The organism is Microbulbifer jejuensis (genome assembly GCF_047289955.1).
In the GTDB taxonomy this organism is placed as follows: Bacteria; Pseudomonadota; Gammaproteobacteria; order Pseudomonadales; family Cellvibrionaceae; genus Microbulbifer.
Window position 1 is genome coordinate 1 of record NZ_JBLBUB010000021.1, and the last position, 14024, is coordinate 14024.

The 14024-nt window shown below is 57.2% G+C and carries 9 protein-coding genes and 1 pseudogene; 7 read left to right on the forward strand and 3 right to left on the reverse strand.

Going from position 1 to position 14024, the window contains the following annotated elements; translation table 11 throughout:
- The 7 genes from ACL7TT_RS13980 to ACL7TT_RS14010 all read left to right on the forward strand — a co-directional run.
- On the forward strand, positions 1–2875 hold a 2875-nt coding region (locus ACL7TT_RS13980; protein WP_413396259.1), incomplete at its 5' end, for a right-handed parallel beta-helix repeat-containing protein.
- Between the two features lie 15 nt (positions 2876–2890).
- The gene (locus tag ACL7TT_RS13985) at positions 2891–3835 is read left to right on the forward strand and encodes a TolB family protein (protein WP_413396261.1); all 945 of its coding nucleotides are present in this window, start codon (positions 2891–2893) and stop codon (positions 3833–3835) included.
- A 6-nt stretch (positions 3836–3841) separates the two neighbouring features.
- Positions 3842–4957 carry a FlgD immunoglobulin-like domain containing protein gene (locus tag ACL7TT_RS13990; protein WP_413396262.1) on the forward strand — a complete coding sequence of 372 codons (1116 nt, stop codon included), beginning with the start codon at positions 3842–3844 and terminating at the stop codon, positions 4955–4957.
- 49 nt (positions 4958–5006) lie between these two features.
- Positions 5007–5429, forward strand: a complete 423-nt coding sequence (locus ACL7TT_RS13995) for a tetratricopeptide repeat protein (protein ID WP_413396264.1) — start codon at positions 5007–5009, stop codon at positions 5427–5429.
- Between the two features lie 70 nt (positions 5430–5499).
- The gene (locus ACL7TT_RS14000) at positions 5500–9894 is read left to right on the forward strand and encodes an RHS repeat-associated core domain-containing protein (RefSeq protein ID WP_413396266.1); all 4395 of its coding nucleotides are present in this window, start codon (positions 5500–5502) and stop codon (positions 9892–9894) included.
- Entirely contained in the window at positions 9882–10334 is a 453-nt protein-coding gene (locus ACL7TT_RS14005; RefSeq protein ID WP_413396267.1) for a hypothetical protein, read from the forward strand. The genes ACL7TT_RS14000 and ACL7TT_RS14005 overlap by 13 nt, the downstream gene beginning before the upstream one ends.
- Positions 10335–10521: 187 nt before the next feature.
- Entirely contained in the window at positions 10522–11589 is a 1068-nt protein-coding gene (locus ACL7TT_RS14010; RefSeq protein ID WP_413396269.1) for an FAD-dependent oxidoreductase, read from the forward strand.
- A 440-nt stretch (positions 11590–12029) separates the two neighbouring features.
- Here ACL7TT_RS14010 and ACL7TT_RS14015 read toward each other — a convergent pair.
- From ACL7TT_RS14015 to ACL7TT_RS14025, 3 genes and pseudogenes are all read right to left on the reverse strand, one after another.
- A pseudogene (locus tag ACL7TT_RS14015) lies at positions 12030–12293 on the reverse strand (helix-turn-helix domain-containing protein); the annotation flags it as partial.
- A gap of 137 nt (positions 12294–12430) precedes the next feature.
- Positions 12431–12751 carry a GIY-YIG nuclease family protein gene (locus ACL7TT_RS14020; protein WP_413396270.1) on the reverse strand — a complete coding sequence of 107 codons (321 nt, stop codon included), beginning with the start codon at positions 12749–12751 and terminating at the stop codon, positions 12431–12433.
- A gap of 52 nt (positions 12752–12803) precedes the next feature.
- Positions 12804–13892, reverse strand: coding sequence for a PA0069 family radical SAM protein (locus ACL7TT_RS14025; protein WP_413396271.1), 1089 nt, complete (start codon positions 13890–13892; stop codon positions 12804–12806).
- Between the last annotated feature and the right edge of the window lie 132 nt (positions 13893–14024).

The window sequence follows — 14024 nt, forward strand, 5'->3', positions numbered from 1 at the left end:
GATTGCCCCGCAGATAGCCGGCAATACCATTCGCGGCAGCCAAAGCGGTATCTATGTGTATCGCAACAGTGCCCCGCAAATCAGCGGCGGCAATGTGATTGCCGGGAACACCTATGGCATCTACGCCGAGGGCCACAGGAGCGATGCGGCGCAGAACCCGCTACCGGTAGTCACCGGCAACAGTCTCTACGACAACAGTTCTTACAGCTATTACACCCGGTATTTTGCGGATGCGGCACTGACCACCCTGGATGCCACCGGCAACTGGTGGGGCACCACAGATGCGGGGCAGATTGCACAGAAGATCTACGACTGGACGGATAACCAGGGCACCTATCCGGTTGTGGACTACCGCAGCTTTCTGGATGGGGTCGAGGGTGATCCGGCCTATGTTGGAGAGATACTGTTGGGTCCTTTCACGGAAGATGCGGACTTGTCAGAAGGCAGCTATTTGGTGCTGGGCCGGGTGGAAGTTGCGGCGGGTGCCACCCTGGGCATTGGTTCCGGCACAGAGCTGCAGTTTGCCGGCAAGTTTCCGTTACTGGTCAGAGGTGCACTGACGGCAGCGGGTAGTGAGGCCTCGCCCATTATTTTCAAGCCGGCAGCAGAAGCCTGTGATGGTATCAATACCAAGCGGCAGGACTGGTCGGGCATCGAAATTGTTACCGGGGCCACGGCGAGCATCGCATACGCCGAAGTGCACTGTGCCAGCAAGGGTATCTATTTTAATGGCGGCGATGGTTCGCTGCGCCATTCACAGTTGCTGAATAACTACACCGGTATTGATACCCGGGCCGCTTCGGCAGAAGCGGTGATTGCCCCGCAGATAGCCGGCAATACCATTCGCGGCAGCCAAAACGGTATCTATGTGTATCGCAACAGTGCCCCGCAGATCAGCGGCGGCAATGTGATTGCCGGGAACACCTATGGCATCTACGCCGAGGGCCACAGGAGCGATGCGGCGCAGAACCCGCTACCGGCAGTCACCGGCAACAGTCTCTACGACAACAGTTCTTACAGCTATTACACCCGGTATTTTGCGGATGCGGCACTGACCACCCTGGATGCCACCGGCAACTGGTGGGGTAGTACTGACCTGACCATTATTACCGCTTCCATTTACGACAGGGTTGATACTCCAAGTCTGCCGCTGGTGAACTATGGCAGTTATCTCGATGGCCTGAATGGCCAGCCAGCCTATGACGGCCTCACTTTATCCGGACCGATTGCGGAGGATACTGCCCTGCCCGCCGGCCATCATCTGATGTTGCGTGGCCTGTTGATAGAGCCCGGAGTCACTCTGACTCTGGAAGCGGGTGCCAGCCTGAGAGCGGCCCCCAACCAGAAACTACAGGTGGCCGGTACCCTGATCGCCCAGGGTACCGCCACATCCCGTGTGGCCTTTGCCCCGCCCTCGATCATTCCCGCCCCGGGGCAGTGGTACGGCATTGAAGTGATTGCCGGCGGCAGTGTTGATCTGGACTATGCCCGTATTGAGGGGGCCGAGTACGGTCTCGACTTTAACGGCGGCCAGGGCACGGTGCGCAACTCCTTGTTCCGTTTTAATACTTACGGTATTTATGTGCGTGCTGGCAGCAGTCCCCTGATTACCGGTGGCAACGAAATTACCCTTAACAACTACGGGATTTATGTCAAAGGGGATGGCAGTGTTGCCAATAATCCCCAGCCGGTGGTAACCGGCAACAGCCTCTACGGCAATAACCAGTACGATTTCTATGCCACGGACTTTGGCGATCCCGCCAACACCAGCCTGGATATCACCGGTAACTGGTGGGGCACGGTGGATGAAGCCACCATTACATCGCAAATCTATACGGCCTCAGCGTCTTCCCCGCAAGTGGATTTCAGTGGTTACCTGGAAGTCGCCCCTGGCCTGCCGGCGGTATATCTCACCGATGTGGCTCTGCCAATAGCAAAGTTCTATCCCCTGGAAGGGGAGCGGGCCCTGGGCAGTTTCCGTGTCAACCGCGCTGCCAGTGTCAGCATCGAAATCCGCAGAGATGCCGACGAGAGCCTGGTCTATCAGGTGGCGGAAAACTATGCCACAGCCGGTGACTATCCGATTCAGTGGGATGGACGCGATAACCAGAATGCCCTGCAAGCAGAGGGGCTTTATCATGTCGTGCTGCGCGCCAATGATGGGCTCGATCAGTTTGTCTATGAGGTGCCACAACCGGGGGGACAGGGCAGTGTGTCCGGTTCTGTACCGCGCGATTACAACGCCTACGCCAATGAGTTTTACAAAATCTCAGTAAATGTCGCGGGCCCGAGCCTGGTGAGTATGCGGGTCACTCCAAATGGCGAACCCCCTTTCTACGTCTTCGAAGACGTGTTTTATTCCAAGGGCCAGCACTGGCTCTATTGGGATGGGCGCGATCGGGAAGGCCGTATTGTTGAGTCCCCGGTTGCTATTTACTATCCGGCACCCAAGCCGCTGCGCAGTACTGCCCTCTATCTCGCAGGCACTGCACCGCGCATCACCGGTGCCGCAGAGGCCCCCAGTATCGAAGTCAAATCCGATCCCTATATCGTCAGCCACAGTTACGAGCAGCAGACGCGCATGGCCTACCAGGTCAGCACGGATGCCATCGTCACCTTCAGCCTGCTGCCCCCCGGTATTGTCGATCCCCAGCACCCCTCGGCCATTGTGCTGGTGGATCAGGAGCTGATGCGCGCGCAGGATACTGAGGGCAATGCCCTGTTGCATGAAGTGGCGTGGCGCGGCTACCAGGAGTCCGACCCCAACGCGGTGTTGGTGGGGGAGGAAGGGGTGTACACCTTTGCGATCCAGGCCACTTCGCCGCAGAGCGGTGAGCGCACCCTGTACCGCGGTGTTGTGAATCTGTATCGCTGAGTGGGTAGAAACTGTATGTCATTTAAAACAGTTACTCGATTTGTTTCTCTGCTTTACCTCGGCTGTCTCACCCAGCTTGGCACTGCAGACGATATCGCCTACCTAGGTGTGGCCGACGGCTACTGGGAAGTGTGGCGCACCGATACCGCAGGTGAGGAGTTTGAGCAATTAACCCGGTTTGGTGCCGATGTCTCGCGCATCTCCTGGTATCCGGATGGGCGCCATCTGCTGGTGAACCTGCACGATGGCAGATTGTACCGGTTGGACAGCCACAGCCGGGCACTGACCCAGATTGCAGCGCCCCTGCCGAATATTCTGGATGCGGTGATCAGTCCCAACGGGGACAGCCTGGCTTTTTCCCTTAGCACCTCCAGCAGTATCGATGACAACGATATTTATCGGTACACCTTGGCCAGTAAGAAACTGGACAAGCTCACTGCGATGCCGCGGTTGCAGCACGAGCCCAGCTGGTCGCCGGATGGTGCGGCGGTGTACTTCCTCTCCGGCAGTGGTGGCCAGGTACACGATATTTGGAAAGTGGATGTCGCCGCCCGCGCCACCGAGCAGCTTACCGTGGGTGATCTCTACCACTTCGATCTGGCGGTGCGCCCGGATGGCGCCATCGCCTATTCCGGCAATCGCTCCGGCGATTATGAACTGTGGCTGCGCCGCCCCGACGGGCGCAGCGAGCGACTGACACAGAGCCCGGCACTGGATGCCCGCCCCAACTGGTCTCCCCGAGGGGATCAACTGGTTTTCCACTCCACCCGCGGCGGCACACTGAATCTCTGGCTGTACGACCTGGCCGGCAAAACCGCAAGGGCGCTGACCCGCAGTGCCGGGGGCGCCCGCCAGCCGGTGTGGGCGCCCACCGACGGCAATACAGGGGCCGCATCCTCTGCAGAACAAGTGGATGGAGAAAAGGCGGACGGAGCGGCGGCGCTCGGGCTAGGGAGGTAAAAAAGTATGTACAAATCGAACTGGGGCCGGGCCCTGGCAGCCATAGCCACACTGGCCACGGGGCTGTTGAGCAGCGGGGTACAGGCGCTGGCAATCACTCAGGTGAGCGTGGACAAGCAGGTATTCGAACCGGCCAGGGGCGAGCGCGCCCGGATCCGTTTTGTCCTGGATGAACCGGCCCGGGTTGCCCTGGCCCTCTACGATGGCCGCGATCGCCTGGTGCGGGTGGTGGAGGGCGGCGAAGTCGCCGCCGGCGTGCAGCAACTGAGCTGGGACGGCCTGGATCTGTACGGGCGCCCGGTGCCGGCGGAAGCCTACAGTTACACCCTGAGTGCCACCAATGGTGCGCGCAGTGTTACCCATGACCTGACCGATCTCACCGGCGGTGCACGGGTCGAAGTGGCGGATGTGCGCTGGGATACGGATGCGGGCCGGATCCGCTACCACCTGAGCCAGCCCGCGCGGGTCAGTATCCGCCTGGGTCTGAAAGCGGGTGGCCCGCTGCTGCGCACCCTGCTCGACTGGGCCCCGCGCCCGGCGGGTGCCCAGGCGGAATTCTGGGACGGCTGGGACGAATCCCAGGTATTGAAGATTGATGCCCACCCGCGCCTGAATCTGGCGGTCACCGCCTATGCACTGCCGCAGAACACCCTGTTTGTAGGCGAGCGGCCGCAGCGGGTGGCCTTTGCGGATCTCCCCGCAGAAAAGCGCCGTGAGAAAAACACAACGGGTCCGCGGACCAAGCGCATGTACCACCACGCCGACCAGCCCCTGGAGCGCCGCGGCGATATTGCCACGCACCTGAGCCTGGGGATCGACGCCGAGCGCGACAGCGAAGGGCGCTGGCGAGTGTCCGGCACCGTGCCGCTGCGTTTGCATGTGGCACAGAAAGACCGCGCGCGCCTGCTGGCCCAGCGCTTTGAACCGGTTTTTTATGTGGATGGCATTTTCGCCTTTGAAAACGAGGTGGGTTTTCTGCCCATGACCTGGCAGTGGGACAGCCGCCGCGTCAGTGCAGGGGAACACTTTGTCACGGTGAATGTGCGCGGCTACGAAGGCAACTTCGGCACCGCCACCCTGAAGCTCTGGGTAGAGCGGCCACCGGCGGCGCTCGAGCCCTGATGCAGGCACTGAAATGGTAACAAGCTGACAACAAAAAGGAATTTTTTCAATGAATCGCTTTGTCCTGTTTTTGGCCTTGTTCTTCTGCCTGCCCACACAGGCGGCAGAGCAGAGCTACCACGAGCGTATCAAGACCTTTGAGCGCGTTCGTCTCCACGCGCGCAGCACCGAGCAGCTCCTGGCACTGGGGGACCACTATTACCGCCTGGGCAAACTGGAACGGGCCTACCAGCAGCTCGATCTTTTGCTGCAACACGATCGCAAAAATATTGAGGGCTGGTTGCTGATGGGGAGTCTGTGGCGGGCCTGGGGCCAGTGGGCAGAGGCCCTGGAAGCCTACGATCTGGCCCTGGCACTGGCCCCGCAGCGAGCGGATATCCACCTGCGCCGCGGTCAGGCCTTTGAACAGTTGGGCCGGCAGGACGAGGCCGATCAGGCCTACGCCCGGTACCGGGCACTGGACAAGAACTGAATTTAATCATCCTTCAAGCGTGGTCGATTCAGACACGCCCGGTAATAGCGGAATAAAAAAGGAATACAGCATGACCAGTTGGGGAAAGGTGCGCACAGTGCTCGCCGGGTTCTGTGCGATTGTATTGATGCAGGCCGCGACGGCGCATGATTTTGGTGGCGATTCGGCCGGTGACCCCCCGCCGGAGCCGCCGGAGCCGCCGCCCTGCGAGCGCAGCCCCGACCCCTGCTGTGACAGCAGCGCCAGTTCCGTGGGCGATCCCATCCGCACGTTCGACGGGGGCTTTTACCTGGCCGACACCGACCTGCAGGTGGGGGTCAACTATCCCATCCGCCTGCTGCGTCGCTTTGATAGCAATTCCCAGTTCGACAATGCCCTCGGTTACGGCTGGGCCTTCGACCACGACCGCCGCCTGTTTGAATACCCCGATGGTTCGGTGCTGCTGCGCTCCGGCTGCGGCCGCCGCGATACCTTTGTGTTTACCGGCGGCGCCTATGTCACGCCGCGGGATGCCCCCCAGGGCACCCTGGAGGAGCACGGCGACGGCAGTTACACCTTTACTTATGCCAGCGGCAAGCGCGACGAGTTCGATACCGATGGGCGCCTGGTGGCGATCATCAACCAACAGGGCCAGAGCCACCGTCTAAGTTACGACGAGCGCGGGCGCCTGCCGCTGATCGGCACTTCCCCCAACAGTGTCGACCCCAGCAAGCCGATGGTGGTGGCCTACCAGCCGCGCCTGACCCGCATTGAAGAGCGGGGTGCGGACGGCGCCGCCACCGGTGCCTCAGTCGACTTCTTCTACGACGACAACAGCGGCCGCCTCAGCTACGTGATCGCTAGCGACGGCCGCCGCATCAATTACCACCACGACCAATGGCAAACCGCCACCCGCGGCAACCTGGTACAGGTGGCGGGCCTGGACAACTACCAGCACAGTTTTCAATACGAAGACAGCGCGGATGCCCACCGCATCACCGGCCTGCAGCGCGGTGCCGGCGCCGTCTGGGTGACCAACACCTACGACGATGAGGGCCGGGTGAAAAAGCAGGTGGAGGGGCAGAATAGTATTGAGCTGACGTATCTGGAGACCGGCATTACCCAAATCACCGAGACGGTGAAAAGTGCCAGTGGCGAAGTGCTCGACACCCGCAGCAGCACCTTTGAATTTGACGAGGTGGGCTATCTCACTAAACGCATCGACCCCCTCGGCAACGAGTTGCGCCAGATCTACAACGACAGCAAGGACCGGGTTCGCACCGAGCACTGGGAAAAGCAGGGCGATGACTTAACCCTGCTCACCGCCACCGATTACACCTACAACAACCAGGCACAGAAAACCAGCGCCAGCACCACCCTCGCCAGCGGCGAAGTGATCACCGAGCGTTGGGCCTACGACCACGGCCGCGTGGCCAGTATGGAACGGGTCTCAAGCCTGGCCCCAGGGCGGGTGTTCCGCACCGAATACACCTTTGTGCGCGACGCACAGAATCGCCCGGTGCATATTGCCAGTATGCGGCAGCGCCAGGACGACAACACCGACGCCGTCACCACCTATACCTACTGCAGCGGCGAAACCGGCTGCCCCGATAGCGCCCTGGTGAAACAGATCGACGGCCCCCGCAGCGACGTGCAGGATCTGGTGACCTTCACCTATTACGACACCACCGATCAAAGCGGCTGTACCAGTGGTGGCAACTGCTACCGCAAAGGCGACCTGAAAACCCAGGCCAACGCCCTCGGCCAGACCCTGGAATACCTTGCCTACGATGCCGCCGGCCGTGTCACCAGCACCCGCGATGCCAACGGCCTGATGACCAGTTACCGCTACCACCCCCGCGGCTGGCTGCAGGAGCAGGTGATCCATGCTGGGGGAGAGGATAGCGACGGCGATATCGTCACCACCTACGAATACGATGACCGCGGCAATGTTACCAAGGTGACCCAGTCAGATGGCAATAGCCTCCGGTTCACTTACGACACCCGTAACCGCCTGACCCGGATCGAGGACGGTGAGGGCAACAGGATACGCTATACCCTCGACTCCCAGGGCAATATCCGCAAAGAGGACGTGCTCGACAGCCAGGGTGCCCTGAGCCGCACCCTGAGCCGCACCTTCGATGCCCTCAACCGCCTCAAACAGACCCTTGGTGCCGAGCAGCAGCGCACCCTGTTTAATTATGACGGCCTGGGGCGGATGACCGGGATCAAAGACGCCCTTGATAGCGATACCGACTACCATTACGACGGCCTCGGGCGCCTGGTGCAGAGTATTGAGGACAGCGGCAACCTGGCAGCCAGTACCCAGTTTGCCTATGACGCCGAGGAGCGTGTGACGGAAGTCACCGACCCCCGCGGTAACCGCACCGGTTACCAATACGACCTGGCCGGTAACCTGCTGGAGTTGGTCAGCCCCGACAGCGGCACCAGCCGCTATGCCTATGATACCGCCGGCAACCGCATATCCAGCACCGATGCCCGCGGTATTATCAGTCAGCGGAGTTACGATGCCCTCAACCGCCTTATCGGCATTCATTATCCAGGCAGTCCCGGCGAAAATACCAACTTTAGCTACGACAGCACTGCCGACGGCAACAAAGGCATCGGCCGCCTGACCAGCTATAGCAATGACGCCGGCAGTACCAGTTTGACCTATGACGTACTGGGTCGCATCACTCAGCAGGACGATAGCATCGCCGGGCAGGCTTTCAGCACCGGCTACCGCTACGACAGCGAAGGGCGGGTGATTGAAATCACCTATCCCTCCGGGCGTATTGTCGGCTATGAGCGCGATACCCTGGGGCGTATCGCCACAGTCACCACCCGGGAAAATGCCGAAGCGCCGGCCCAGACCCTGGTCAGCAATGTCCGCTATCAGCCCTTCGGTGGCGTTGCCGCCATGGACTACGGCAACGGTATTACCCAACACTACGGCTACGACCAGGACGGCCGTTTGCAATCGGTGAGTGTCACCGGCAGCGGAGGCGATCTTCTGTCGCAAAGCTACAGTTACAATCCGGTCGACAATATCACTGGCATCACCGACAGTCTGGATGCGGCGAAAAACCGCAGCTACGACTATGACACGCTCTATCGCCTCACCGATGACAGCTCTGTGGCTGGGCAAAACAGTTTTACCTACGACCTGCTGGGCAACCGCACCCAGCAGACCACCACAAAAAACAATACCAGCGAGGTGATCGCTTATGGCTACGAGAGCAACTCGAACCGCCTCAGCGAAAAGGGTGGTGAAGCCTGGAGCACCGATAGCGCCGGCAATACTACCAGCGCCAATGACGGCGCCAGGCAGTACACCTACAACCACGCCAACCGGCTCAACACCTACAGCGAAAACGGCACACTCAAGGGTACCTACTACTACAATGCCATCGGCCAGCGGGTACGCACCGACAAGACGGAAGACAATCTGCTGCACTACGATCTGAACGGCCAGTACCTGGGTGAAACCCACCTCAGCGCAGCTGGTGCCGTGCAGAATCGGGTGGACTATATTTACCTGGACAATATGCCCATTGCACAGGTAGAGGCTATTTACACTGGAGGGCAGGTTCAGAGTGCGACTCTGACCTACTTGCATACAGACCACTTGTACACGCCAAGGGTGGGCACCAGCCAGAATGAAACCGTGGTCTGGCGCTGGGACAGCGATGCCTTTGGGCAGTCTATGCCGGATACTGATCCGGATGGTGATAACAATCAGACTGTAGTGAACCTGCGCTTTCCTGGACAGATTAAAGTTGCTGAAGCACCATACTATTACAATTACTACCGTAACTATGAACCAATGATCGGCAGGTTCATCCAAGGTGATCCGCTGGGTTTATATGACGGTTTGAATACTTACACCTACGTTGACAACAACCCATTAATTTACACAGACCCTACCGGCGAATTTGGGGTTCTGGGTGGCGTTATTGGTGGCGTTGTTGATTTGGGACTTCAACTTGCCCAAAACGGTGGAAACCTGAACTGTGTCAATTGGGGCCAGGTTGCGGGTTCAGCAGCACTTGGTGCATTAACCGGGGGGTTAGGAAGCTTGGGACGCGCTGCTACAACGAATGCCTTTAAACACTCCGTTTCAGGAGCCAAGTGGGCAAGATCAAGCAAAAGATGGAATAATGTTCAACGGAGATACAGGAGGTATCATAATCGAAATGGATCAGCACCCCGAGGGGACTGGGAAGCGCATCACTGGGCATTTGGCCGTGGTGGCAGGACTGGCCCTAGTTGGAGAAACCATCCTCTAAATTTAAACCCGCTACCAAAGAATATTCACCGCAGAATTCATGGCTCCTGGCAAGGGCAGCCAAAGTTCAATGCCGCCCAACGGTGGTGGTATGGAACTCCAAGCTGGTATAAGCAAGGGCAAGTAGGTGGAGGCATTGCAGGAGGTGTTGCTGGGAATTCAGTAGGCGGGGGAGGAGGTTGTGAATGCAACCCTTAACCTACCCAGTTTTGATATTTAATAAGAAATTTATTCAGGGGCAACTCAACAATGAAAAAGATTTGTGTATAAGGACGCGAAAAAGCGTAGAGCAAAAACTTTTTGACGACTTAACAATTGTTGATTCGAAAGGTTATAAGTTTTCTGTTTTGGGTTATGAGGCACATGGTAGCTTTTACGTGCAAGTCAAAAATATTATTGATGTTGCCCTGGATTTTTTCTTGAGACCAAAAGAGGAGCTTTCTACCAATATTCAGTTTGAATTATCTGAGCCCGAAAAAGTCTCTTTTGAATCTGTAAAGCAGCAGCTCTCTGTGCTCATGAAAAAAAATCCCAAGTGGTTTGATCCTAAAAATGAGAATTTTAAGTCTATTGATGACAAGCTTGAATCTTATGCAAGTCTGGAGGAGCTCATTTCCCTGCTTGCTGGTTATCCATAGCTGGTTCTATTGACACTGCAAGTTCACAATGCAATTTTCACTGGCTCTTGTGATCATGTACAGCCTACACGGCATGTGCTGCATGTCTTGGGAACCCAAATAGCCGGGATGTCGGTCCTCAATTTCTTCACAAACTTTGTCATCTGCTATCGTACTGACTGACAAGTAAGGGAACTGGGTGAAGCTTGTGAAAATATTGATTGTTGGCGCTGGGCCCACTGGCCTTACAGCTGCAATTGAATTGGCCAGGAGAGGTTTACTGGCCAAGGTGATTGACCGGCGGGATAATGCATCAACGTTGAGTCGGGCTGTAGGCATCACTTCTCGTAGTCTGGAGTTGCTATCCCATTCGGGAGTTTCGGAAACGTTGATTGAGGAAGGGGTGCCGATACGCGGCGCTTGTATTTACCAGAGAGAGCGACTGGCTCTGGAGCTACCGCTGCATTCGAATCGCATCTATTTCCCAACTATCCTTGGGCTCCCTCAGGATCGTACAGAGGCGATTATGGCTAACACACTCGGGAGCATGGGCGTTGAAGTGGGATACCAAAATGAGCTTCAGGACCTGAGAGAGGAGTCCAAAGGTGTCGTGGCACTGCTCTCCAGCGGAGTGGAAGAGAGATTTGATTTGATCATTGGTGCAGACGGTATTCATAGCAAAGTGCGGGAAGCAGCTGGAATCAACTATCCAGGATTTGACCTGGAAGAAAAGTGGTCTATTGCGGATGTGGACACAGAGGGTTGGCCATCTCGTGAAAAATTCACCTTGGTGAGGTCATCGTCTGGCACAGTGGCGGTTGCGGTTGCGGTTCCGATTGGAAAAGATCGTCACCGTTTAGTGGCCAGTTGTGATAATGCTATAGATGCTTTTCCAATGGGATTGAAGGTTTGCAAGATTCATAGGGAGGGAACCTTTAAAATCTCTATTCGCCAAGCCGAGCGATACTCAAAAGGCAGGGTGCATCTTGCCGGCGATGCAGCGCACTGCTATTCACCTATAGGAGGGCGTGGTATGAACCTTGGTATTGCGGACGCTGCCGAGCTGGCTAAGCGCATTGTGGAGAGACGACTTTCAGGCTATTCAGAGCTGCGTCACCGCGAAGATAAAAAAATCATAGAGATTACCGAGCGTGTCCGCAAAATCGTCACCGGAAGGTCCATAAAAGCAAGGCTTGAATTTAGAGCTTTCCTTGCTGTTGCCAGCTCCCTACCTGTGGTGCGCAGAAAGCTGGGGCAGTTTGTAGTTGAGTTCTGAAGTGCTTTATAGTGGCCAGTTGACCGAAAGCCGTTGACCACTTCAGAGCCATTACAGAGCCTGGTCCCGATCAACCATCACTAGAAAATAACAGCTACGATGGCCTTGATCGCCTGGTGCAGAGTATTCAAGATAGTGGCAACCTTGTTGCTGCCAGTACCCAGTCTGCCGAAGCAGGTGCGATGACAGAAGCAGCGTAGTGCGCAGCTTGACCTTTCTCCCTAAATTAGCACCATGACCTCGATGAGATTTCCAATTAACCTAACGGGATGGAGGTCTCACAATAAAGAAGTGATCTTGCCCACCAACGACGGACACTCTCTTAAGCGATAAACTACGCGACAGAGGTAACCCATGGCAAAACCAAAGAAATCAATCAAAACCACTCGCAAGCAATACTCCGAGGAGTACCGGTCAGAGGCCCTGGCGCTGGCGGCTACCTGCCCATGAGCAGGCTCTTCAAGGGCATAAGCCAGCACTGCTTCTTCGATAGCTGAGTCAACGCGATTCTTGTGATTTGGCACCCGCCGGTTCTTCTCCAGCAGGGCGTCCACGCCGCCGCTGGATACGGCCTCTTTGTAACGAGAGAAGGTGTCTCGCGATACGCCGAGCATCTTGCAGGCTTTGGAGATTTTGCCGAGTTCTTCCTCCAGATTGAGCAGACCGGCCTTGTGTTTAATGATGCGATCGTTAGTATGAATCATGGGGTTTATCCTTGGTTTTGGTTTCAGGTTTCGTCACCTTCATCAAAACCGGTAAACCCCCCCCTTTTCAAGGAGATGTGTCAGATTTGGTCTGAACTAATACAAATCAATAGGCTACATCCAAACGGGAACAGCCCCTAAGGGATCTGAGTTTTTTTGTCCCGCAACTTCCCCGTTGGCCGGATACCTACATGGGGCAGCGGCTCTTTGCCGGCAATAAGCCCCTCCTTTTTCTGCTTGGGCCACCGCTTGATTGCCCTTTCCAGCTTTAGTGCTGTTGGTTTGTCCGGGGTTTCGGTCTGGTATTCCAAAGTGAGTGGTCCCTTGCCGCGCAGGGCCTTGGCAGCTCTGGCACCACCGCTACAGTGTTCGGCAAAGCGGCGCTGGGTGTCTGTGGTGATTCCTGTATAGAGTGTGCCGCTGCCCGTGCGGATCAGATAGACAAACCAACAACCCATCCAATAGCCCACCTGCTCAAAGTCTGTTTATAGTACATACCATCTGCTGCCGCTAGAATAACGCGCGCTGCTCACCGGGTTGGGGCGGGGGCCGGAATCGACTGCAGTCTAGCGACAGGCTGCGGTCATTCAAGCCCAGCTTTTTGGTGGCAACATGAAAGCGTCGGCGCAATAACTGTGCAAACACCCCGGTACCGGTACGGCGCTGGGAAAAGTCGCTTTGATAGTCTTGCCCCCCGCGGCTTTGCCGTATCAGGCTCATAACGTGTCTGGCCTTTTGCGGGTAGTGTACCGCGATCCATTCGCGGAACAATGGCGCCACCTCATAGGGTAATCGCAAAAGAATATAGGCGGCGTGCTCGGCGCCGACATTGCGGGCAGCGGTGAGGATAGCCTCCAGCTCACAGTCATTGAGTGCCGGGATCATCGGCGCCGCGAGTACTGCGGTGGGTATCCCGGCGCTGCTCAGTTGCTCGATGATACGCAACCGGGCAGACGGGCCCGCCGTACGGGGTTCCAGCTTTCTCTTCAAGGCGTTGTCCAGTGTGGTGACACTAATTGCGACCTGGACCAGCTTGTCCTGGGCCATCTCTGCAAGAATCGGTAAATCGCGCAGGATCAGCTGCCCCTTGGTAATAATGGTTGTTGGATGTTGGAACTGCTGCATTACCTGGATTAATGCCTGGGTGATGCATTTTTCTTTTTCAAGCGGCTGGTAGGGGTCGGTGTTTGTGCCCAGTGCTATGGGGCTGCACTGGTAATTCCGCCTGCGCAGCGCCTGCGCCAGCAGGGCCGCGGCGTTCGGTTTAAAGAATATCCTGCTCTCGAAGTCAAGGCCGGGTGAGAGATCCATGTAGGCATGGGCGGGGCGGGCATAGCAATAGATACATCCGTGCTCACACCCTCTGTAAGGATTGATTGACTGGGTAAAGGGGATATCGGGCGATTGATTGGTGGCAATGATCGATCTGGCCTTTTCTTCGACAGCTTCGGTGAGCAGGCGCTCCAGCGGCTCGGCTACCACTGCCCAGCCGTCACTCTCGCGGGTGCTTGAATGATGGGTAAAGCGCCCGGTGATATTACTGGCCGCACCGCGCCCCTTGTGGTGGCGCGGCGGGTTGGCGTTGTTGTTATCGGACATAGGCGCAACCTTAACTGTATGTATGTACAGTTTATGGTGATGCCCGCATTGTGCGCAAGCTATTCTTTGGGGAGCTACATTAGGGAAAAAGGTTGTTGAGAGCCCCCATTGTGTGGGGTTTGGCCTGCACAT

What these genes read in the sequence shown, in the direction of transcription:
- ACL7TT_RS13985 (WP_413396261.1), top strand. Translation starts at nt 2,891, where the DNA reads ATGTCATTTAAAACAGTTACTCGATTTGTTTCTCTGCTTTACCTCGGC.
- ACL7TT_RS13990 (WP_413396262.1), top strand. Translation starts at nt 3,842, where the DNA reads ATGTACAAATCGAACTGGGGCCGGGCCCTGGCAGCCATAGCCACACTG.
- ACL7TT_RS13995 (WP_413396264.1), top strand. Translation starts at nt 5,007, where the DNA reads ATGAATCGCTTTGTCCTGTTTTTGGCCTTGTTCTTCTGCCTGCCCACA.
- ACL7TT_RS14000 (WP_413396266.1), top strand. Translation starts at nt 5,500, where the DNA reads ATGACCAGTTGGGGAAAGGTGCGCACAGTGCTCGCCGGGTTCTGTGCG.
- ACL7TT_RS14005 (WP_413396267.1), top strand. Translation starts at nt 9,882, where the DNA reads ATGCAACCCTTAACCTACCCAGTTTTGATATTTAATAAGAAATTTATT.
- ACL7TT_RS14020 (WP_413396270.1), bottom strand. Translation starts at nt 12,751, where the DNA reads ATGGGTTGTTGGTTTGTCTATCTGATCCGCACGGGCAGCGGCACACTC.
- ACL7TT_RS14025 (WP_413396271.1), bottom strand. Translation starts at nt 13,892, where the DNA reads ATGTCCGATAACAACAACGCCAACCCGCCGCGCCACCACAAGGGGCGC.